Below are 20654 nucleotides of genomic sequence, written 5' to 3'. Positions count from 1 at the left end.
AACCGGAGAAGCATGGATGAATCGATGCCCATGTCCCCCTCCAGGGTCCGGGGAAGGTGGATATTTTTCTTCATGAAATCAAAGGACAGGGTCCGGATTTCTTCGGCCAGTTCATCCCGCATGTCCTGCCAGGCCTGCTTTCCCAGGTACTTCGGCGTGATTTCCATAACGCCGTACCAGCTATGGCCATTTCCTTCCACCGTAAGCACATAGTATCCCGGCACCAGGGGAAAATCCTGGCCCTCGAAGAGGAGCACCGGCGGCTGCTGGCGCCGGGCCGGGGTGATCCAGGATTGCCCATCCTCCTCTTCTGCCCCCGGAATGGTCACCACGTCCAGGCCGTCCATGGTGAACCGGAATCCCCGGGGTGCTTCAAAGCGGACGGAAATATCCTGGTTTTCCGTGAACTGCATTCCCGGCCGCAGGGCTTTCCCCAATTCCCTGGGATTCCTTGTCATCCTGGTAAAAGGGCGCAGTCCCCTTTCGGTGCCGCCGGAGAAGGACAGGCTGAATGGCAGCTTAGATGGTGTAGTCATAGAGCTTCAGCTCCCCGGCTTTTTCTTCCAGCACCGCCCGGGACCTATCAAAGGCGGAGAGGCCGCTGAACCGGTTCAGTACCTGCAGGAGGGAGCCCGACAGTTCTCCCTTGTCATTGAAGGAAACAAGGCCCATGAGCTGCTGGGAAGATCCCCGGAGTTTCGTAAGGATCCGCTGGACCACCTGGGAATCCAATCCATCGGCATGGCTGAAATCAAGGTCCTCCGGAATGTTGGCAAGGTACCGGCCCATCTGCCGGGCCACCCGGAAGCCGATGCCGCACTGGATACCGCTCTTGTGGAAAGCATCATTCAGGGCGTCCAGCAGGTCCAGTTCCTTTTCCGTCAGTCCCAGTCCTCCGTCTTTCCGGAAGGAATCATAGAGGGAAGCGGAAATTTCCGGGTACTCCACAGGCTCTTCCTTTCCCAGGTCCAGAAGGTCGTGGAACCGCCCCTGGTGCAGGGTAATCACATTGGCCCGGTCCAGGATCTTATCAGAAAAGTGATAGGTGGATTCATCCACATTCACGGTGCCCGTGAAGAGTACATTCCGGCCCACCGGGATTTCTGCCGGATAGGCGCTGCTGTTGTACAGCTTTCCTGCCAGGGATGGGTTGTACAGGCGGATTACCGGATTTTCTTCCTTTTCCAGTACCGAAATGAACTGGGCAAAGTAGTGTTCCACCCGGGCCAGGTTCATCTCATCGAAGCAGAGGAGGTACAGTTTCTCCGGATGGGCTGCCGCCTGGATGAGGAGTTCCGCCAGCCCTGTATCAGCGCTGCGGTACACCATATTCTTCATATCCACATAGCCAAGGATGTCGCCATCGTCCATCCAGGATGGCCGCACCGCCAGAAACCGCACCTGTTCCTCCGGAAGGCCCAGGGCCCGTCCGTAGAGGCGGACGAGGCCGGACTTCCCGGTACCGCTCATGCCGGCCAGGATGGTGAGGCGGGAAGACTTCATGGACACATGGAAATTGATGAGATCCTCCTTCTCATAGAGGAGGCCGGAATTGGCCGCTGCATCGGACAGGCGGAGAAGGAAGTCGGACTCTCCCATTGGCTTCTCCTTCTTTTCTTCCGAAGCCACTTCCTTTTCCGTATCCTCCACTGCCGATGGTTTTTCTTCCGATGTGAGATCCCGGGCCGTGCTGTCCACATCTTCCGTTTCCGGCAGGTCAAAGTTCCGGCAAATCCCCTTCTTCGTAATAAAAATGGTTTCCTGGTCGAAGGGATTCACCAGGATTCCGCTGTCCCGGAGGAGATCCCCGTCCGGTGGCACCGGGCGGAGTCCCTTCCGAAGGTCCGGCAGGAATTCTTCCGGCACGAACCACAGGGGAGAATGGCTGCAGCGGACAAGGCGGGAGAAGAGCTCCGAATTCTTCATGTCCACCGTGCCATATCCCAGGGAGCCTTGATTCTTGACCCGGAAATAGGCTCCTCCTTCCCCGATGACCGAGGAGTCAAAGGTCTCATCAAAAAGGGGGGCAAAGACCACCCAGGGCCCCAGCTTGTCTTCAAAGGTCCGGGATGTGGCGGCCACGAGCACCCGGGGCTGCACATCATTATTCCAGTACTTCTTGGGCAGTCCCGGCAGGGGCTTGCCGGACAGGATATGGTAGCAGAATTTATTAATATCTCCCGAGAATATCGGTTGGCTCACCGTGCCGAAGGCAGGTACCGGATAATACCGGCTCTCCCCTTCCAGGGCGAAGGGAACCCGTTCCTCAATCTGCAGGTCATCGACAACAAAGAACTTATTCTTTTTCAGGGCCGGTGTAAATGTGACAAACGCATTTCCGCAGGTCTCCTTCAGATAGGCCTCCGCTTCCTCCTCATTGCTGAACGCATTGTACCCGTTGCTGAGGCCGTTGTATCCGCTGGCAGTCATGAATTCACTGTCTTCACTTACGATATTGCTCAGGAATCCGGTAAAACCGTGTTTCTCCGAATCTTCATATCCCTTGGGCAGCGGCGACAGGGGATCCACAAAAAAACGATAATCCCTCATGCCCTCCTGCGGTGTAGATGCTTTGACCTCCGGGCGGACGCGCCCCAGCACCTTACCGTCGGCGGGGCGGTAGGAATTATCGGAATTGCTGTAATTACCCATATGAAATTCCTTCTTTCTAAAAATGTACGAAATCTCTTTCGTAACAAATGGAGAGAAACTCTCCCACCAGCTTGCGAAATCTGTTTCGCACCGGCTGTACGGTTTAAAGGAAATCCCGATTCCATCATGAATCCTTAAAGAGCAGCGGAACATTCGAATCAGGATCCTCCCAAAGATTTTCCTTTCGGAAAAGCCCAAATTAAAAGGCTTTGGACTTTCTATATTTTATCATACGGCAATGGTAGAAAAAAGCAGGAAAACCGCCTCCGTATGTGTCAAGGTTTTCTCGGTACTTTATTTGACAGTCGATGTTATCAGGTTTCCCAGCCTCTGCTTTCTCAATAAATCTGTATCGCTTTAGCAAGCTGGCCCATCGGAGTTGAAGTCGCTCCGTATACGCCTATACGGCCTTCCAGGCACCCGGGACGGTAATTCCGTGCGTTCCTGTGCCATTTAGCGTCCCTGGCGGCTTTGCGGTTCGTTTTTACGGCTGCTACGACCGCCTTATGCATCTGCCGGTCCATCTTCTTGTAGGCTTTGCCTGCAGCACAGTAAATCAGGGCTTTTTCCAAAGTGTCATTCTGGGTAGCAGTAATCAGCGTGCCTATTGAATCCATACCTATCCTGCACCAGCTGCGCCCCTGCTTTTTCAGACGGTAGCTATAGCGTCGGTGGTCGCTTTCAGCTGCCCCCAGGTGGATATCGGTTCGGATTCCGCGCTCCCGGATGCCCGGGATATAGTCGGCGTTGCGGCTCAGATAGTCTGCCAGTCTCCGTACCTGCTCGGCCTGTTCTTCTGTTTCTGCGTAGCTGGCAGCCGTATCCAGATATGGCTTCATATCTGTGATGACATTTCTGCTCTTATTCAGTTCAAGCACGAATTTATCGATGAATCCACGTGGGCAGAAGCTGAGGCGGGTCCGCACTTTCTCATTCACATGGTATCTGTCCCGGAAATGGTAATGTGTCTTGCATCCCTCGACAATATTGTCGAAGTCATCGAAATTATATCCTGCTCCGCCATCCCCGTTGGAAAGTACTGTAATCTCGCTCAGATTGTACCGGCCATGCACCCACACCTTGACGAGTTCAAACAGCCTTTTCCTATCCGTTCCAGAGAAGCAGTGGTACCCTGTCAGTCTCGAACGTTTTCCATTCTTCTCGACGCCCTCATAGACCTGGATTCGGTGAAGTTCTATGTTCTGGCCGCCTTTGGTATCGGTGACGGGGTCCGCCTGCTGCTTCATTACAATCCCATCGCCCTCAATAGCCAGCAGCCCGTCCTCCGGTACTCTCTTCTCGGCCTGCTCCATGGCTGCATCTGCTGCTTCGTATTTTCTAACCATTTGGGCGGCAGTGCGGCTGAGATTTGAAACTGTCTGATGTGAAATATCCGTCTGGGTCAGAGTTTTCACGATATGGCTCACATTACGGAACTGGGTAACCTGGGCAGCCTGGGCAATGCGCAGAATCACTCCCATGCTATAGTGACGGGAAGGCAGAAATCCAAATTTCTTATCTAATGGGTAAAATCCCTGCTTTCCGGCCATCTCCAGCCGCCTCCGCTTGTAGGTGACAGGACCAAACAGGCAGTATATGGTTCTGGAATCCCGCCGGGAAATCCGCCACCCCTGAGGCTTGTAGACCCTCTCATACAGCTCCCCATCGATCATTTCGAAGGCCGTCGCCACAAGAAGGCCAAAGAGTTCCGTGAAGAGGTGCCAGAGAACCTGCTCCATGGCCAGTGAATCCTTGGTGTCCTTGATACTCTTGAGAATTTCCTCCTGAATAAAAGGTTTGAAAAGTTCGATATTCTCTGATAAAATGCTCATTGGGAAGAGTCCTTTCTTTTGATTTGTTGCAAGGAAATTATAACATTTCCATCAAAGGGGACTCTTCCCTTTTCTATCCAGCAGGGGAGAAATCCTCTACCGAGAAACATTTTACACTAAGACCGCCTCCCCTGCCCAGGGCCTGGGAGGCGGGAAATCCCAAAAGAAAGGGAAAAACAGGGTCCTTTTCCTCCCCGCCGGTCCCGGAATCTGTTATAATGAGGTTAGAAGATTATGGGAAGAAATCACCCGAAGGAGGTCTTATTATGGAGATTAAAAAGATACTTGTTCCCGTTGATGGTTCTGACCCGTCAGAAAGGGCCTTTTCCTATGCCTGCGCCTTCGCGGAAAAGACAGGGGCCGAAGTGATCCTGCTCTACGTGGTGGATGCGGATACCCTCATTTATCCGGTATACCGGGTAAGCCTGGCAGAATCGGACACCACCTCCATCAAGAAGAGAGGGGAAGATACCCTTGCCCTCTACGCCAATGATGCACCGGAGGATGTGAAAGTCCGCCAGATCGTAAATATCGGCGTTCCGGGATCCTCCATCATCCGCACGGCAGAGGCGGAAGAGGTGGACCTCATCGTCATGGGCAACAGCGGCAAAGGTTCCGTTTCCTCCTTTGTCATGGGCAGCGTGAGCCATTACACCGTGCACCATGCCAAATGCCCGGTCCTTATCGTAAAGTAAATCCATAGAGTCCATAAGCCGGCACGCCGGCAGGTGCAGGGAAAAGAGGTTTCTTTCCTGCAGAAAGAAGGGATTTTTATGATTCATAGAGAAATACATAAGATTCTGATTCCTGTGGACGATTCGAAAATGTCCACCCACGCCTTCGAAAAGGGGCTCCAGATAGCCGCCCTCTTTGATGCGGAAATCCATGTCATTTACGTGGCCGATGCGGAAAGTATGAGTTCCCCGGACTTCACGATCCACATGAAAGAAGCAAATGATGATACCAGTCCCCTGAAGGAAAAGGGCGCCGCCGTACTGGCCCGCCTCATGAAAACCGTTCCCGAAGGGACGAAAATTAAGCAGGACCTCCTCATGGGGGTGCCGGAAGTGATGATTGCCCTTACTGCGGAAGATGAGAAACCGGACCTCATCATCATGGGTACCAGCGGTCGTACCTCCCTGTCCTCCATGTTCATGGGCAGTGTGAGCTACTACACCATTCACCACGTAAAATGCCCGGTGATGCTGGTGAAATAAAAAACAGGAAAAAAGAGCAGTGATTCGACGCTGCTCTTTTTTTATGGTCCCCATGGCTGCCGGAAAAGCTGTCCCGACCGAGGCGGCATCGTACACCCACGGACAAAGTGCCCGTGCTCTTGCCGGGTCAGCCTGCCAAACCGCTGCCCCAGCCTTTCCCGTTCATGGTATGATATACATAAATTAAGAATTGGTCCAGCCCGGGGAGGTGGCCTATGGAAGACCTGTTTATATTCCTGATGATGGTCCCTGTCATCGCCATACCCCTGTCAGAAGCAACCGGTGCTGTGCGCTGGTTTATCCGACACAGGGTGAAGGCCCTTCTTCCCCGCATCACTGACCCACCCCGGATTTGGCCTGTCCGCCCTCGGAGAATTGGATATCTGGATACCCTGTGTATCATCATATTATATTTTTTCCTGATTTACCTGGTCCTCTTCTGGCCCCGGTCCTTCCGTTCCTTTCTGTATCTTTGTCTGGGGATTTTTATTCTGGTCCTCATAGAAGCGCCCTTCCTGTATTCGGCATACCGCCTGCATCGACAGGAGCACCAGGCCTTTGAAATCCACCAGCCCTATGGCCTCCTGGTATATACCATGGACGGGGAGCAGGTCACCACCGATTGGCAGGATGCCAGGGAAGTCGCCCTTGTCCGCCGCCGCGACGGATCACCCAGGGAGGAATGGGGATTTTATTTCCATCATGGCCGGGCCATCACAACCAACACCCCTTCCCTCTACATCAAAGGAAAGGATGGCCATTACCTTCTGGAAGGCATGGAGCTCCGTCTGGAAGACTATCTGACCCTCCGGAAATTTCTCAGGGCCCGGGAAATTCCTTTTATCGATGACTATGGAGAGCAGATGAACATCTGATTTTCCCTCCCCGGAAGGGAGTAACCAAATTTTACAGCAAGGAGTCTGACCATGAGCAGGGAAACAAAAATAGGAATCGCCGTATTTTTCCTGGCCCTTATGATAGGGGCTGTGGGACTCTTTGCATCCCCTTCCCGCCTTTTCCACCGGCACACCTATGAGATTCACGCTGTCTTCGACAACGCCCAGGGAATTCGTGAAAATGCGCAGGTCCTCTATGCCGGCGTCTATGTGGGCAATGTCCGGAAAATCCGGATAGAAGGGGGTAAGGCTATCCTGGATATGGATATCAAAAAGACCGCGGTCATTCCCCAGGATGCCCGGTTCACCATTGACACGAATGGGGTGGTCGGAGACCTGTACGTGAAAATTTCCGGAGGCCGTCCCGGGTCCACGCCCCTTTCCGATGGCATGACGGTGCAGGAATACAGGAGTGACCGCATGGATAAGCTCATGACCAAGGCGGGCCACCTGCTGGATACCGCAAAGAGCATGCAGCAGAGTATGGAAGAATTAAAAAAGCAGGACTGAGAAAAATGGCTGACAGGAAAGCCGCTCCCGCCCCAATGGCTCTGCCCGTAAATCGGCAGCTGCCGCAGATTGGCCGGCCTGCCGGCTTTCAGATCGAGTAGGAGGCGGGCATCGGCCCGCCGACCTCTCACACCACCGTACGTACCGTTCGGTATACGGCGGTTCCTTAGTTTTCGCATTCCTGCTTATGCAAGTCTGCGATGATGTTGTTGTTTTCAGCAATCCTCACATGGATGGGCACTCCGGCATATCCTTGCTGTTCCGCAGCTACTTTCTGCCAGTAGTCTTCTTTCTGAAGTTGTCTGCCTTTAAGCCCATGGTTGGTTACTTTCATTGACTAACATCTCCTAAAGTTCGGCCCTTCCCAGATGCCCATGAGCCATCTGGTACTATGGCCTCTGCTGACTTCTCACGGCAAATCTTATTTCAACCACAGCACAGCCCAGTAAATACAGCCTTATTCTGCTGTGTCCGTGAGACCTCCCCAGGTAAGAACGTATTCTTTCTCTCCATCTATCCGCCACATCTACTCTACAGGATTCCGTACAGCTATGGGACTTCAGTTTGTTTGGCAACCTTATCCACCCTGTATTAGCCTTATGTGGTTCTTGTACATCGGACCGGAGATTTGCCTGCACCTTCCTTCAGATTCCACCTCACGATGGACACCCTTGGTGTTCAGCTATGACCTTCCCGCTGTCGGGTAGTCTTGGGACTTTCACCCTTGAGAATACGCCCATGCTGGGCGCACCAATAAAAAAGCGCTGCCTTCGCAGCGTCTTTTTTATTGTCAGTCCCGGACTTCGATGACTTCTTCTTCGCTCTTTCTTGCCAGGGGGCAGGGATGGTGGTTCGGATAGCCAAAGGACATGGCCAGTACCATTTCCCCCTCACCCAGCCATTCATGGAGTTCCTCATAGGCAAAGAACACATTGCCGATCCAAAGGCTTCCGATACCCATGGTGGTTGCCTGGAGTGCCATGTTTTCCGCAGCGGCACCGATGGCCTGCACGTCGGAAAGTTCATGGATCTTTTCAGCGGTTGTCCAGTTGTCTGTCAGCGGACGGCCATTGGGATTCACTACGAACACAAGGACCGGTGCTTCCGCCATGCAGCGCAGGGTGAACCGTGCATTGGTGTAGAGTTCCGGAGCTCCTGCCAGGACTCCTTCCCCCTTCTCGGATTTTTCGATTCCCTTTTCCATGAGGTCCAGGGCTTCCTTCTTGCTGTCTCCCTTGACCACGATGAATTTCCAGGGCTGCCGGTTCTTGGCAGACGGCGCCCACATGCCGGCCCGGAGGATTTCCCGCATGTCTACCTTGGAAATGTCGGTATCCTTGAAGAAACGTACACTTCTTCTCTTGAAAATCACATTATACATAGTATTTCCACCTTTCCTGCGTTTACGTCACCTGTTGTTTACATCTCTTTTATTATACACTGTTTTTTGCTGCTCTGCTGAGGAGATAGGAAAGGTGGCTGAAGGGTAACGCCCTGTGGGCAATGTGACGCAAGGGGAACGGGCTTCGCCCGAGGGGGTGGTGCGGCGCAAAAATTACAAAGCGCCACTAATTTATTTATAGAATTCGGTGCTGACGGATAGAATCACGAACTTTGAGCTTTGAGCTGGCCAGCCGCTTTGCGGCAATCCATCCCCTGCCCTTCGGGCTGCCCCCTTCTCCAAGGGGGCACGCGGTGATCGTTTTCTTGCAAAAGCAAATATCCCCACTATGAGCATAATCCCCAGCATGCAGCCCCTTAGAGAAGGAGCGCGCCAAAGGCGCAGAATGGATGCGGCGCAGCCGCGGAGCCTCAACTCACTTCTTCAAATCTCAACTCTGCTTTCGTCTGGTTCCTCTGCTGGGAGATTCCGCCTCTTCGAGGCGGATCCATCCCCCGCCCTTTGGGCTGCCCCCTTCTCCAAGGGGGGCACGCGGTAATCGTTTTCTTGCAAAAGCCAATATCCCCACTATGAGCATAATCCCCAGCATGCAGCCTCTTAGAGAAGGGGCGCGCCAAAGGCGCAGGATGAATGCGGCACAGCCGCGGAACCTCAACTCGCTTCTTCAAATCTCAGTTCTGCTTTCGTCCGATTCCTCTGCTGGGAGATTCCGCCTCTCCGAGGCGGATCCATCCCCCGCCCTTTGGGCTGCCCCCTTCTCCAAGGGGGCACGAGATGATCGTTTTCTTACAAAAGCAAATATTCCCACTATGAGCATAATCCCCAGCATGCAGCCCCTTAGAGAAGGGGCGCGCCAAAGGCGCAGGATGGATTGCCGCGAAGCGGCTAGTCCGCTCAAGAACCAAAGCCCGTTACCCTTCAGCCCCTTCCCCCCACAGTAAAAGCCCCGGTTCTCCCGGGGCCTTCCATTACTTTTTATTTTCTGCTGCCAACATTTCTTTCCATTCTTCCGGATAGTCGCCGCGGTATTCCACCACTTCTTCCAGCGGCTTCCTCGGCATCGGACGCACTTCCTTATCGGTGTAGCCGAAAGCGATGGCTGCCACCATTTCGCCCTCTTCATGGAGCCATTCTTTCAGCTCATCATAGGCAAAGAAGACGTTGCAGGTCCAGAGGCTTCCGATATGCCGGTCCGCTGCTTCCAGGCACATATTCTGGATGGCGGCGCTGATGGACTGCACGTCTGCCAGTTCCATCAGGTACAGGTCTTTCGGATAGTCCTTATGAAGGTCCAGGCCCTTCGTATTCAGCACGAATACGATGACCGGCGCCTGTTCCAGAACCCGGGCCGTATAAATAGCGGAAGGAATGAACTTCTCGTACTTTTTCCCGAAAATGGCTCCTTCCTCGCCTTTCCGATTTTTCATGATCCCTTCCTTCAGCCGTTTCACCATGGCCTTCCGTTCGCTGCCCCGGACTACGATAAATTTCCAGGGCTGCGCATTCTTTTCAGACGGTGCCCACATGCCGGCTTCCAGGATCTGGTCCATATCCTCTTTGGGAATGGGTTTCTGGAGGAAATGGCGGATACTTCTTCTTTTATAAATGGCTTCAATCACAGTAATGGTTCCTTTCTCCCTATGAGTTTTTACAGTCACATAAATGAAATTATATGCAATTCAGAAGGAGAAAGCAAGCTTTTTTAGACTGCCGGTCAATATGCAGTCCCAGGGGGGGACATGAAAAAGGCCTCCGCCTTGCGGGGGGACGGAGGCCTTCCCGGAGCCATACTGCCTGCTCCGGTCATTAAGGTGGTTGCCAGGGGAAGGAGGGGATTCATTACACTGCCGCCATCACTAACGAGCTCAAATCCGGTTCTACATTTCATCTGACTATGAAAACATGAACAATTGAGTTGGTGATGTGAAAATAATCTACAAATGGGGTCTATATGCAGACGACGACAGGATTCCCCTGGCAAGGTGGTGGAGATAAGAATCTTTCTTATCTCTGCCCTCAGTATAGCAGAACCATGGAAAGAGTCAAATATCAAATAAGAAAGTTTCTATATGTTCCTTATGACTTATATGCATGATACATAGACAAAAGCGGGGAAAATCCCCTTTTCCCCGCTTTTGCCATCCCTCTCATACCCCGTCGCCGGAGCCGTAATACCGGATTTCTCCGGTAATATCCTCCAGGGTCCTGCCATCAAAAAGGGGCGCCCGGAAAACTTCTTCCGCCTTTTCCACCCGGCACCGTTTCTTCCCGTACCACAGCTCATACCCCCTATGTAGCGGATGGATGATGCACTCCTGGCCCCGATACTCGAAAAACTGGCAATCCCTGTCATTCCAAAGGGCTTCCCGGATCTCTTCGCAATTCATAACTGCCACCTCCCGGCTCACTGCAATTCCTTAACTGTCTTTATTATAGGAACAGCAATGACAGAACATGACATTGGAAAGAAGAAAAAATAGAATTAAGATGTAAGGTTTGAAAATTGAGGCTTAGCGGCTTTGCCGCTGATTCCATCTGATAGTCTGATAGCAGGCTGCCTGTCAGGGGTATTGCCTTTCGGCAGCCGGCCTCACAGGACCGTTCCTTCTCTCACCCGCAGGGTCCTTGTGTGGTACTTGTCCAGGGTGGACCGGTGACCCACGCTGACCACGGTGATGCCGGGCATATGGACCAGGAAGCTGTACAGTCTGTTTTCCGTTTCCTCGTCCATGGCGGAGGTGGCCTCATCCAGGAAGACCCACCGGGGCTTTGTCATGAAGATGCGGACAAAGGCCAGTTTCTGCTGTTCTCCCAAAGACAGCACATGGCCCCAGTCCCCCTCTTCCGAAAGATGGGGAATCCACTGGGACAGGCCGCATTCCTCCATCCAGTGCTCCAGTTCTTCCCGATTTCCTTTCGTTCCCGGATAGAGGGCCGCCTCTTCCAGGGTCCCCATGGGCATGTAGGGACGCTGGGGAATGAAGAGTACTTCCTTCCGGTCAGGCAGGACAAGGGTCCCCTCCGCAAAGGGCCACAGCCCTGACAGCACCCGGAGAAACGTGGATTTCCCGGACCCCGAGGGGCCTTTGAGGATGACTTTTTCTCCCTCATGAATAGTACAGGAAATAGAAGAAAGGAGCCGTTTCCCGTCCGGAAGGCCCACGTCCACTCGGGACAGGGTGAGTTCCTTCCCCTTTTCCCGATGGAGAAGGCTTTCTTCTTTTTCCGTTTCCTCCAGGAGTTCCTTCATATGTTCATCGAAGGTGAGCAGTCGTTCCACGCAGGACATCCATTCCGCCAGGTCCGAATACACATCCACGAAGTAGGACATGGACTCCTGCACCTTGCCGAAGCAGTTGGCCACCTGCATGAGGCCGCCCAGGGAAATGCTTTTGGACAGGTACCTTGGCGCCGCCACGACGAAGGGAAAAATAATGGCAATCTGGCCGTAGGAATTGGTGAGCCAGGACAGCTGTTTCTGCTTTCGGATGATGTAGATCGTATTGGTTACCAGTTTTTGGAAGCGGCCGCCTAATATGCGCCGTTCCTCCGGGGCGCCGTGATAGAATGCCACGCTTTCTGACGTTTCCCGGAGTCGTACCATGGCATAACGGAAATCGGCTTCCAGTTTCTGCTGCACGAAATTCAGCCCCACCAGCCGGTGGCCCACTTTGTGGGTAATCCAGGTCCCGATGACGGAATAGGCCAGGGCCGTCCATACGAGGTACCCGTACACGTGGAATGTGCTGCCGCCCAAAGTAAACGTGAGGGGCTCCGACAGGGTCCAGAGAACAAAGATGAAGCAGAATATGGTGGTCACCGCCCGGAGAAGGCCGGACATAAAGGACAGGGTACGGGTGGTGAAAAGATTGATATCCTCGGAAATACGCTGGTCTGGGTTATCGGAACGGCCGCCGGAAAACATTTCCATCCGGTAAAACATCTGATGGGACGTCCACCGGGAGAGGTATTCCTCCGTCATCCACCGCCGCCACCGGAGGGCCAGGGTCTGCTGGAGGTAGTAGGCGTATACGGAAAAAGCGATGTGCCCGAAGGCCAGTACCGTAAACCGCACGAGGCCGTGGTACACCGCTTCCTTATCGTAATTCTGGAGGGCGCTGTAAAACTCATTGAACCAGTCATTCAGGAGGAGCGTCATATACACTGCCGCAATGGTGAGGATGATGATGCCGAAAAGATAGAGGAAAGCACTCTTCCTCTCGCCGCTCTTCCAATACTCCGAAGTGAGCCCATAGAGCCCCTTCACAGTCTCCCTGTCCCAATGTCCCGATGTCATAGCCTTTCCTCCTGCAGTAAAGATGTATTTATTATACTACGGTGAGAAAAGCGGTGCCTGCGGTTGGAAAGGAAAGTGAGTTGGTGAGTTGGTGGGTTAGTACGGCGCATCCATTATATGGCGCCGCAAAGTATGTACGCCCATGCGATTTCACCGCAGGCGTTATCCTCTCTGCCACCTCAGTCACCTTTCTTCAGCCCTGGCCGAAGGATACTGCCTTGTCTCTTTATCCCTGAACGCAAGAAAGATTTCCGGGCTCCTCTAACTTCAGCAATTCTTACCGTATTCGTCATTTCGACGCTTACCACCGCTCGAAATGACGAACGGCAGCAGGCTCCTGAATGAAAATATATAAGAAAGGCGGCGCTTCCCAACCTGTGCGCCGCCACTTCCATTCGTCATTCCTCATTTTTTCACGCCGCCACCTCATTCACCTTTCTATCTATTTCATGTATTCCATAAAATGCTCCATTCCCCTGGAGAGCTTATGGTCTCGTAAGGTGAAGCAGGTAATACCGGGGTGCAGGGAGGGGACGGAGAGGGATCGGAGGAGGAGGCCCTCCGGCACCGGTTCTCCTTCGTTCCACATGACCACGGCGTAGGCCATGTGGCCTTTGGCAAAGAGAAGGGCCGAGGACCGGGCATCCACAGAAGCCAGGATGGTGGGCTTCACTCCCGCCTCCCGGCAGAGGCGTTTCAGGATTTCTTCGGTACTCCGGCTCACCGCCAGGGGATGGCCGGCGAGGGCGGAAAGGTTCAGCGTTTCCTGCTCTCCCAGGAATGGATCCCCCGCCGGTCCCAGAACCGCCAGGGACGCAGACCGCTGGGAAAGGATATGGAACAGGCTGGGGTCCGGCAGGGGCGCATTGGCGATGCCGATTTCCGAAATGCCCCGGCGCACTTCGTCGATGAGGGGCATATGGTAGGATTCCCGGAGCCGGAAGGTGAGGTCCGGATAGGCCTCGTGGAAGGGACGGATCACGTTTTCTATGAGCTGCGGCGACAGGGAGGGAGACAGGGAAATACGGAGGGTTCCTTTGAGGCCTTCGGTGAGGGTCTCGATTTCGGAGCGGGTGGTATCGTCCACTTCGCAGATCTGCTTCGCCTGGCGGTAAAAAATCCACCCCGCCTCGGTGAGCTCCAGCCGGTGCCGCCCTCTCCGGGGTTTCACCAGCGGTGCTCCGTACTCCTTCTCCATGATCTTCAGCTGCCTTGTCAGCGCCGGCTGGGCCACATGGATATCCCGGGATGCCTTATTCATGCCTCCCGCCTCCACCATGGCGATGAAGTTCCTGTAAAATTCCATATTCATGGCGCTCACCTCTTATAGTTATCCTGTATATAACTTATGCATATATAAAATAAGTAAAATCAATTATCTTTATTTTTATTATAGGATAAAGGAAGATATACTGTAAATAGCATAAGTAAGAAGCAGCCACCCCGGAATCATCTGGCAGGACTGGCCGCAGAATCAGATTTTCATTTTTGAGATTATCGTTTATCAGAGTACCCCCTGCGGCAAAGCAGCCACTCCGTTCTGAAGTTCGAAGTCCGATCGTCTGCCGTCTCCATTGGCAGTGAAGCTGCAGGGCCTCAATCCTTAATTCTCAAATCTCGATTTAATTCCCAGGGAGAATTTCTATGGATGCCATATTACAGGGATTAGCCGGTATATTCGAAGTGGTCCTCATTGCGGGACTGGGATTTTACCTGTCAAAAAAAGGATGGTTCTGGGATAATGCAGGAAAAGACCTCACCCGGTTCACCATGACCGTGGCCCTGCCACCGCTCATGGTGTATTCCCTGAAATCCAATTTCACCCATGACCAGCTCATTGCCACGGCGCCGGACCTGCTCCTGCCCTTTGCTTCCATCTTTGTGGCCTATATCGCCGGACGGATCTGGGCTTCCATTCTTCATGTATCCAAGGGGCGCCGGGGTATATTCACCTGCACCTGCTGCATTGCCAATGCCATTTTTATCGGTCTCCCGGTGAATGTAGCCCTCTTTGGGGAGAAGAGCGTTCCCTCCGCCATGTTGTACTACATCGCCAACACCGCCATGTTCTGGGGTCTCGGTGCCTACCTCATCGTAAAGGACGCCGGAGGAGACCGGAAATTCACGCCCCTGGAAATGCTGAAGAAACTGCGGACTCCGCCGCTCATGGGATTCCTCACCGGGGTGGTGCTGGTGCTTCTGGATATCCCGCTCCCCCATTTTGTCCTCACTGCCTGCAGGTACGTAGGGAATATGGCCACTCCCATGGCCCTCATGGTCATCGGCATCCAGATGAGCCATATCCCCCTCTCCTCTATCCACTGGGACCGGGACCTCATCGGCGCCATGGCGGGCCGTTTCATCCTGTCCCCCCTCTGCCTGTACCTGCTGCTTCCTTTCATTCCCGTGAGCCCCATGTCGGCAAAAGTCTTCCTCCTGCAGGCCGGTATGCCGGCCATGACGAACATGACCATCCTCGCCACCAGCGTAGGGGCAGACTCTGACTACTCCACCACCATCAACTGCGTTTCCCTGGCACTGGGAGTCTTCTTCATTCCTTTCTATATGTATCTCTTTGCATAGGATAGGAAAGCCGGGAGCGCGAATCGGTGGTGCAGCGTGGAAAAATGAGAAATAAATGTGCGGCGCATCCAATTGGGAAGCGCCGCCATTTTTATATGGATTTCGCCACAGGGCTGACGGCTGTCCGCTTACAGCTTACCGATTCCACAGGCTCTTCGGGATAAATCGACTTTACATGATCGGGCATCAGACAGTCAGACGACAGATACCGGACACAGCAGCAGCTTCGCCGCAGAATACATCATTTGCGGCACTATATGATTTGTACGCTGCACATCTGCACCTGCCTTCTTCCTGTTCCCCTTCAGTCACTTCAGCCACCCCAGTCACATTTTCATATAGTACCTTTTTTTACAGTTCTTTAAGGGAAAGAAATGAAATAGTATAATGTAAAAAGATATCCGGCAGCCCATGACCGGATATCCCCGTACTGTCAATGACAGCCAGCTGCGGGGGACAGGGAAAGATCTCTATGCGCCTCAAGCTCTTTCCCCGTTTCCGGCAGTTTCTCTTTTTGACAATACATAGAAAAAATGTTATATTTGGTTTATAAATGAATTGAAAAAAGTAAATGTAAAAGGAGATCCTATGAATACAGAATCCGTTATCATCCCCACAAAAGATACTCCCCAGCCCCACAATGACAAAAAGGTGCTGCTGGAAGCCATGAAGTACCGCTATGCCACAAAGAAATTTGACCCCAACAAAAAGATTTCCGATGAAGATTTTGAGACCCTCCTGGAAGCGGCCCGCCTGTCTCCTACTTCCTTCGGCATGGAGCCCTGGAAAATCCTGGTCATCCAGAACCCGGAAATCCGCAAGGAAATGATTCCCTATGGCTGGGGCGCCAGGGCCGGTCTGGAAGGGGCCAGCCACTTCGTGGTGTACCTGGCCAATAAGCGGCAGGACATTACCTTCGGTTCCCCCTACGTGGACCATATGCTGAAAGATATCCACCAGGTGCCACCGGAGGTCTACGATTTCTACAGCAAAGTCTACAGCCGCTTCGGAAGAGAGGATATGAAGGTGCTGGACTCCGAACGGTCCGCCCTCGACTGGACATCGAAGCAGGCCTACATCGTCATGGCCAACATGATGACCATGGCCGCCTACATGGGCATCGATTCCTGCCCCCTGGAAGGATACATCCCTGCCGAAATGACACGGATCCTCGGCGAAGAAAGGAAACTCTTCGACACTGACCACTACGGCATCGCCGTCATGGCTGCCTTCGGCTACCGGGCAGAGACACCGCACCGGGATAAGAGCAGGAAGCCCCTCTCGGAATCGGTGGAGTGGGTGAAGTAAAATAATCAGGAATGAGGAATCAGGAATGAGGAGTGAGGAGTGAGGAGTGAGGAGTGAGGAGTGAGGAGTGGTGGTGCGGCGCGTCAAAGTAATATGGCGCCGCAAATTATAAATTTTCTTCCCTGCATCTACACCTTGCCACTGGCACAGCCATAATAAAGACTCTGTCCTTATTCACGAACGCAAGAAAATCTCTCGATTCTTTCGCACATACTATCCTTTTGTACAGAATCATTACCATTTACTACCCCTCGAGATAGCGAGTCAGGGTTGAGTCACCGGAATGATAAGAGCATTTCGAGAAAAATAGGGACCGCTAATATTACCTCGAGGGACGCTCGTTTCTCTTGAGTCACTTTGCCAAAGGCATTCCCTTTGAGCCATGTTCTTTACCCCCTTGCCATGGGCCACTGCCCGGCCGAAGGGCCTTATTTTTTCCGGAAAGGAAGACCTGTCATGAAAAAAGGATTTAAACCGGCATCCTGGATTTATCCCCAGCCTGCTATTGTTATTGCCACATTTGATAAAGAAGGAAAGGCGGATGCCATGGTGGCTGCCTGGGCCGGTATTTACGATACCAATAAAATCGGCATCATGCTGGACCATACCCACAAAACCATGGAGAACCTGAAGGAAACCGGCGCTTTTACCGTCAGCATGGCCACCGTAGATACCATGGCAGAATCTGACTACTTCGGCACCGTCAGCGCCAACAGGGTGGAAGAAAAAATCGGAAACGTCGGATTCCACATTGTAAAGAGCGAATATGTGAATGCTCCGGTCATTGAGGAATACCCCTTCACCTTCGAATGCAAAGTGGAAAAAATGATTCCTGAAGGGGAAGATTTCCACGTAGTAGGCACCATTGAACACATCCTGGCAGACGAATCGATCCTGACCAGGGGGAAACCGGACCCCGCCAAGCTCCGTCCTCTCGCCTTCGACGGTGTGAATGGTACATACCTGGAAGTATCAAAGACCGTGGGCAAGGCCTGGAAGGAAGGGCGGAAATTCATAAAGAAATAAATGAAATCATCGAGTAGGAGGCGGGCTTCGGCCCGCCGACCTCTCACACCACCGTACGTACCGTTCGGTATACGGCGGTTCTTTAGTTTTCGCATTCCTGCTTATGCAAGTCTGCGATGATGTTGTTGTTTTCAGCAATCCTCACATGGATGGGCACTCCGGCATATCCTTGCTGTTCTGCAGCTGCTTTCTGCCAGTAGTCTTCTTTCTGAAGTTGTCTGCCTTTAAGCCCATGGTTGGTTACTTTCATTGACTAACATCTCCTAAAGTTCGGCCCTTCCCAGATGCCTATGAGCCATCTGGTACTATGGCCTCTGCTGACTTCTCACGGCAAATCTTATTTCAACCACAGCACAGCCCAGTAAATACAGCCTTATTCTGCTGTGTCCGTGAGACCTCCCCAGGTAAGAACGCACTCTTTCTCTCCATATATCCGCCACATGTACTCTGCAGGATTCCGTACAGCTATGGGACTTCAGTTTGTCATGCAACCTTATCCATCCTGCCGTAGCCTTATGTGGTTCTTGTACATCGGACCGGAGATTTGCCTGCACCTTCCTTCAGATTCCACCTCACGATGGACACCCTTGGTGTTCGGCTATGACCTTCCCGCTGTCGGGCGGTCTAGGGACTTTCACCCTTAAGAGTGCGCCCATGCTGGGCGCACATCGAGTAGGAGGCGGGCTTCGGCCCGCCGACCTCTCACACCACCGTACGTACCGTTCGGTATACGGCGGTTCTTTAGTTTTCGCATTCCTGCTTATGCAAGTCTGCGATGATGTTGTTGTTTTCAGCAATCCTCACATGGATGGGCACTCCGGCATATCCTTGCTGTTCTGCAGCTGCTTTCTGCCAGTAGTCTTCTTTCTGAAGTTGTCTGCCTTTAAGCCCATGGTTGGTTACTTTCATTGACTAACATCTCCTAAAGTTCGGCCCTTCCCAGATGCCTATGAGCCATCTGGTACTATGGCCTCTGCTGACTTCTCACGGCAAATCTTATTTCAACCACAGCACAGCCCAGTAAATACAGCCTTATTCTGCTGTGTCCGTGAGACCTCCCCAGGTAAGAACGCACTCTTTCTCTCCATATATCCGCCACATGTACTCTGCAGGATTCCGTACAGCTATGGGACTTCAGTTTGTCATGCAACCTTATCCATCCTGCCGTAGCCTTATGTGGTTCTTGTACATCGGACCGGAGATTTGCCTGCACCTTCCTTCAGATTCCACCTCACGATGGACACCCTTGGTGTTCGGCTATGACCTTCCCGCTGTCGGGCGGTCTAGGGACTTTCACCCTTAAGAGTGCGCCCATGCTGGGCGCACATGAAAACTGGGGAAGCCATGGCTTCCCCAATTTTTTCTATGCATCCCAAAGAATGGCTATCTTCTGAACAGCCGACTCTTACCGGAACACCTGATGATCAGAGGCATGGCAGATCAGATATGCCGCCTTCCTCCAAGGACGGCTCAATTCTCTTTACCCAATTCTCTTTTTTCTTCCCACCGTGATACAATAACATATGAGAACGATTCCTTTTAAAGGGGTGAAAAATCATGAGGATTGTTGTAATCGGGGCAGGGCACCTGGGATATATCATTTCGGAGCTCCTGTCCAATGAAGGATATGACGTGATCGTGGTGGATTCAGATGCGGAGAAGCTGGAGTCCGTCCGCACGAGCCTGGACGTGCTCACCATCCACGCCGACGGCACGAGTCCCTCTTTCATGCGGAGCAGCGATGTGAAGGGCAGTGACCTGGTGGTGGCAGTGACTGCCATGGACGAAGTAAATATCATCGCCTGCATCCTGGCGAAGAAAAACGGCATCCCCCACACCATTGCCCGGATCCGAGACCCGAAGTTCCTGTCGGAGCCGGTGGATTATATTCGGGAAAATTTCGATATCGACCTGGTACTGAGTCCGGAGCTCATTACGGCCCGTGAAATCAGCCGCCTCATCATGACCCCCTCCGCCATCAACGTGGAAGATTTCGCCGGCGGGAAGGTGCGTCTTCTGGAAACAAAAATCGGTCCCCACTCGCCCCTGGCCCATAAGGAACTGAAGGATATCACCCTGCCGCCCCAGGTGCTGGCCGCCCTCATCCTCCGGGACCACCACATGATCATTCCCCACGGCAATGACCGGATTCTCCCCCTGGATTAAGTGTATTTCCTGGGAAATCCGGATTCCCTGAAAGAGATTTCCGCCCACGGCAATGCAAAGTACCAGCGCCGCACGAAGAAGGCCCTCATCATCGGAGCCGGGCGGACCGGCCAGACCCTGGCCCCCATGCTGGAGAAGCAGGGCATTTCCGTGAAGGTCATCGATAACAATGAAGAGCACTGCCGCCAGACCGCGGAAAAGCTGAAGAAGGGCCTCGTCCTCTGCGGCGACGGCACGGACATCGACCTCCTCACCCAGGAAGGGGTGTCGGAGGCGGATACCGCCATCTGCACCACGAAGGATGAACGGCTGAACCTCATGATGGCCCTCCTCGCCAAGCACCTGGGCGCCCGGCAGACCGTGGTCCGGGTGACCCGGACCGAATACATTTCCCTTATGCAGCAGGTGGGTATCGACATCGTCCTTTCCACCCGTCTCCTGGCAGCCGGCGAAGTGCTGGCCTTTGTCCGCCGGGGCAGCGTGGTCTCCGTATCCCTCCTGGAAGGGGCAAAAGTACAGGCCCTGGAAATCATCCTTCCCAAAGGGTCCCGGGCCGCCGGAAAGCCCCTCATGAAAGCGGGCATCCCAAAGTCCTGCCTTGTAGGCGCCTATGTTAGAAACGGCGAAGCCCGCATCCCGGACGGCCATTCTGTGCTGGAAGCGGGGGACACGGTCATTCTCATCGCCGAGGCAGACAAGGTCCAGGGAATCATTTCGTACTTCAAAGGCGGGGACTGATATGAATAGAGAAATCATCCGGTTCAT

At 53.2% G+C, this 20654-nt stretch carries 20 protein-coding genes (1 of these 20 cut by a window edge); 9 read left to right on the top strand and 11 right to left on the bottom strand.

The genetic code is table 11. The annotated features are described in order from the left end of the window. The 3 genes from ACFWUL_RS11330 to ACFWUL_RS11320 all read right to left on the bottom strand — a co-directional run. Positions 1-536 carry the 5' end (the start) of a nuclease domain-containing protein gene (locus ACFWUL_RS11330; protein ID WP_416177370.1) on the bottom strand. The gene continues 1216 nt to the left of window position 1, outside the view, so the window shows 536 of its 1752 coding nt (coding positions 1-536); it begins with the start codon at positions 534-536; the stop codon falls past the left edge of the window. Continuing rightward, positions 520-2652, bottom strand: a complete 2133-nt coding sequence (locus ACFWUL_RS11325) for an McrB family protein (RefSeq protein ID WP_416177368.1) — start codon at positions 2650-2652, stop codon at positions 520-522. Before ACFWUL_RS11325 ends, ACFWUL_RS11330 begins: the two co-directional genes overlap by 17 nt. Positions 2653-2990: 338 nt before the next feature. Further along, the gene (locus tag ACFWUL_RS11320) at positions 2991-4484 is read right to left on the bottom strand and encodes an ISLre2 family transposase (protein WP_416177367.1); all 1494 of its coding nucleotides are present in this window, start codon (positions 4482-4484) and stop codon (positions 2991-2993) included. A 266-nt stretch (positions 4485-4750) separates the two neighbouring features. On the opposite strand from ACFWUL_RS11320, the gene ACFWUL_RS11315 reads away from it, so the two are divergent. From ACFWUL_RS11315 to ACFWUL_RS11300, 4 genes are all read left to right on the top strand, one after another. Next, positions 4751-5179: a universal stress protein gene (locus ACFWUL_RS11315; protein ID WP_297020469.1), complete on the top strand. Its 429-nt coding sequence runs from the start codon at positions 4751-4753 to the stop codon at positions 5177-5179. A gap of 78 nt (positions 5180-5257) precedes the next feature. Then, positions 5258-5701, top strand: coding sequence for a universal stress protein (locus ACFWUL_RS11310; protein WP_416177366.1), 444 nt, complete (start codon positions 5258-5260; stop codon positions 5699-5701). A 215-nt stretch (positions 5702-5916) separates the two neighbouring features. Beyond that, positions 5917-6576 carry a hypothetical protein gene (locus tag ACFWUL_RS11305; protein ID WP_297020453.1) on the top strand — a complete coding sequence of 220 codons (660 nt, stop codon included), beginning with the start codon at positions 5917-5919 and terminating at the stop codon, positions 6574-6576. Between the two features lie 51 nt (positions 6577-6627). After that, positions 6628-7107 carry an MlaD family protein gene (locus ACFWUL_RS11300; protein ID WP_297020452.1) on the top strand — a complete coding sequence of 160 codons (480 nt, stop codon included), beginning with the start codon at positions 6628-6630 and terminating at the stop codon, positions 7105-7107. Positions 7108-7273: 166 nt separating this feature from the next. On the opposite strand, the gene ACFWUL_RS11295 is transcribed toward ACFWUL_RS11300, so the two are convergent. From ACFWUL_RS11295 to ACFWUL_RS11270, 6 genes are all read right to left on the bottom strand, one after another. After that, positions 7274-7441, bottom strand: coding sequence for a hypothetical protein (locus ACFWUL_RS11295; protein ID WP_416177047.1), 168 nt, complete (start codon positions 7439-7441; stop codon positions 7274-7276). Between the two features lie 456 nt (positions 7442-7897). Next, positions 7898-8488 carry a nitroreductase family protein gene (locus ACFWUL_RS11290; protein WP_416177365.1) on the bottom strand — a complete coding sequence of 197 codons (591 nt, stop codon included), beginning with the start codon at positions 8486-8488 and terminating at the stop codon, positions 7898-7900. Positions 8489-9477: 989 nt separating this feature from the next. Then, positions 9478-10128: a nitroreductase family protein gene (locus ACFWUL_RS11285; RefSeq protein WP_416177364.1), complete on the bottom strand. Its 651-nt coding sequence runs from the start codon at positions 10126-10128 to the stop codon at positions 9478-9480. A gap of 528 nt (positions 10129-10656) precedes the next feature. Further along, positions 10657-10896, bottom strand: a complete 240-nt coding sequence (locus ACFWUL_RS11280) for a hypothetical protein (RefSeq protein ID WP_416177363.1) — start codon at positions 10894-10896, stop codon at positions 10657-10659. 203 nt (positions 10897-11099) lie between these two features. Then, positions 11100-12806, bottom strand: coding sequence for an ABC transporter ATP-binding protein/permease (locus tag ACFWUL_RS11275; RefSeq protein ID WP_416177362.1), 1707 nt, complete (start codon positions 12804-12806; stop codon positions 11100-11102). Between the two features lie 442 nt (positions 12807-13248). After that, positions 13249-14118, bottom strand: a complete 870-nt coding sequence (locus ACFWUL_RS11270; protein WP_416177361.1) for a LysR family transcriptional regulator — start codon at positions 14116-14118, stop codon at positions 13249-13251. Positions 14119-14450: 332 nt separating this feature from the next. On the opposite strand from ACFWUL_RS11270, the gene ACFWUL_RS11265 reads away from it, so the two are divergent. The 3 genes from ACFWUL_RS11265 (at position 14451) to ACFWUL_RS11255 (ending at position 17723) form a co-directional block, all read left to right on the top strand. Then, entirely contained in the window at positions 14451-15389 is a 939-nt protein-coding gene (locus ACFWUL_RS11265) for an AEC family transporter (RefSeq protein WP_297019272.1), read from the top strand. Positions 15390-15977: 588 nt separating this feature from the next. Further along, positions 15978-16697 carry an NAD(P)H-dependent oxidoreductase gene (locus ACFWUL_RS11260; RefSeq protein ID WP_416177360.1) on the top strand — a complete coding sequence of 240 codons (720 nt, stop codon included), beginning with the start codon at positions 15978-15980 and terminating at the stop codon, positions 16695-16697. A gap of 456 nt (positions 16698-17153) precedes the next feature. Further along, positions 17154-17723 (top strand): flavin reductase family protein, encoded by a 570-nt coding sequence (locus ACFWUL_RS11255; protein WP_416177359.1) that lies wholly within the window; start codon positions 17154-17156, stop codon positions 17721-17723. A gap of 82 nt (positions 17724-17805) precedes the next feature. Here ACFWUL_RS11255 and ACFWUL_RS11250 read toward each other — a convergent pair whose 3' ends face one another. Together ACFWUL_RS11250 and ACFWUL_RS11245 are read right to left on the bottom strand one after the other, a co-directional pair. Further along, the gene (locus ACFWUL_RS11250; RefSeq protein WP_297041640.1) at positions 17806-17973 is read right to left on the bottom strand and encodes a hypothetical protein; all 168 of its coding nucleotides are present in this window, start codon (positions 17971-17973) and stop codon (positions 17806-17808) included. 491 nt (positions 17974-18464) lie between these two features. Further along, positions 18465-18632 (bottom strand): hypothetical protein, encoded by a 168-nt coding sequence (locus ACFWUL_RS11245; protein WP_297041640.1) that lies wholly within the window; start codon positions 18630-18632, stop codon positions 18465-18467. Positions 18633-19280: 648 nt separating this feature from the next. On the opposite strand from ACFWUL_RS11245, the gene ACFWUL_RS11240 reads away from it, so the two are divergent. Next, the gene (locus ACFWUL_RS11240) at positions 19281-19889 is read left to right on the top strand and encodes an NAD-binding protein (protein ID WP_416177358.1); all 609 of its coding nucleotides are present in this window, start codon (positions 19281-19283) and stop codon (positions 19887-19889) included. Continuing rightward, entirely contained in the window at positions 19890-20627 is a 738-nt protein-coding gene (locus ACFWUL_RS11235; RefSeq protein ID WP_416177357.1) for an NAD-binding protein, read from the top strand. The last annotated feature ends 27 nt before the right edge of the window (positions 20628-20654 follow it).

The organism is Dialister sp., assembly GCF_047832375.1.
In the GTDB taxonomy this organism is placed as follows: domain Bacteria; phylum Bacillota; class Negativicutes; order Veillonellales; family Dialisteraceae; genus Dialister.
The sequence above is the reverse complement of the archived record's forward strand: the minus strand, read 5'-3'. Positions and strand labels throughout refer to the sequence as shown.

What these genes read in the sequence shown, in the direction of transcription:
- ACFWUL_RS11325 (WP_416177368.1), bottom strand. Translation starts at nt 2,652, where the DNA reads ATGGGTAATTACAGCAATTCCGATAATTCCTACCGCCCCGCCGACGGT.
- ACFWUL_RS11320 (WP_416177367.1), bottom strand. Translation starts at nt 4,484, where the DNA reads ATGAGCATTTTATCAGAGAATATCGAACTTTTCAAACCTTTTATTCAG.
- ACFWUL_RS11315 (WP_297020469.1), top strand. Translation starts at nt 4,751, where the DNA reads ATGGAGATTAAAAAGATACTTGTTCCCGTTGATGGTTCTGACCCGTCA.
- ACFWUL_RS11310 (WP_416177366.1), top strand. Translation starts at nt 5,258, where the DNA reads ATGATTCATAGAGAAATACATAAGATTCTGATTCCTGTGGACGATTCG.
- ACFWUL_RS11305 (WP_297020453.1), top strand. Translation starts at nt 5,917, where the DNA reads ATGGAAGACCTGTTTATATTCCTGATGATGGTCCCTGTCATCGCCATA.
- ACFWUL_RS11300 (WP_297020452.1), top strand. Translation starts at nt 6,628, where the DNA reads ATGAGCAGGGAAACAAAAATAGGAATCGCCGTATTTTTCCTGGCCCTT.
- ACFWUL_RS11295 (WP_416177047.1), bottom strand. Translation starts at nt 7,441, where the DNA reads ATGAAAGTAACCAACCATGGGCTTAAAGGCAGACAACTTCAGAAAGAA.
- ACFWUL_RS11290 (WP_416177365.1), bottom strand. Translation starts at nt 8,488, where the DNA reads ATGTATAATGTGATTTTCAAGAGAAGAAGTGTACGTTTCTTCAAGGAT.
- ACFWUL_RS11280 (WP_416177363.1), bottom strand. Translation starts at nt 10,896, where the DNA reads ATGAATTGCGAAGAGATCCGGGAAGCCCTTTGGAATGACAGGGATTGC.
- ACFWUL_RS11275 (WP_416177362.1), bottom strand. Translation starts at nt 12,806, where the DNA reads ATGACATCGGGACATTGGGACAGGGAGACTGTGAAGGGGCTCTATGGG.
- ACFWUL_RS11270 (WP_416177361.1), bottom strand. Translation starts at nt 14,118, where the DNA reads ATGAATATGGAATTTTACAGGAACTTCATCGCCATGGTGGAGGCGGGA.
- ACFWUL_RS11265 (WP_297019272.1), top strand. Translation starts at nt 14,451, where the DNA reads ATGGATGCCATATTACAGGGATTAGCCGGTATATTCGAAGTGGTCCTC.
- ACFWUL_RS11260 (WP_416177360.1), top strand. Translation starts at nt 15,978, where the DNA reads ATGAATACAGAATCCGTTATCATCCCCACAAAAGATACTCCCCAGCCC.
- ACFWUL_RS11255 (WP_416177359.1), top strand. Translation starts at nt 17,154, where the DNA reads ATGAAAAAAGGATTTAAACCGGCATCCTGGATTTATCCCCAGCCTGCT.
- ACFWUL_RS11250 (WP_297041640.1), bottom strand. Translation starts at nt 17,973, where the DNA reads ATGAAAGTAACCAACCATGGGCTTAAAGGCAGACAACTTCAGAAAGAA.
- ACFWUL_RS11245 (WP_297041640.1), bottom strand. Translation starts at nt 18,632, where the DNA reads ATGAAAGTAACCAACCATGGGCTTAAAGGCAGACAACTTCAGAAAGAA.
- ACFWUL_RS11240 (WP_416177358.1), top strand. Translation starts at nt 19,281, where the DNA reads ATGAGGATTGTTGTAATCGGGGCAGGGCACCTGGGATATATCATTTCG.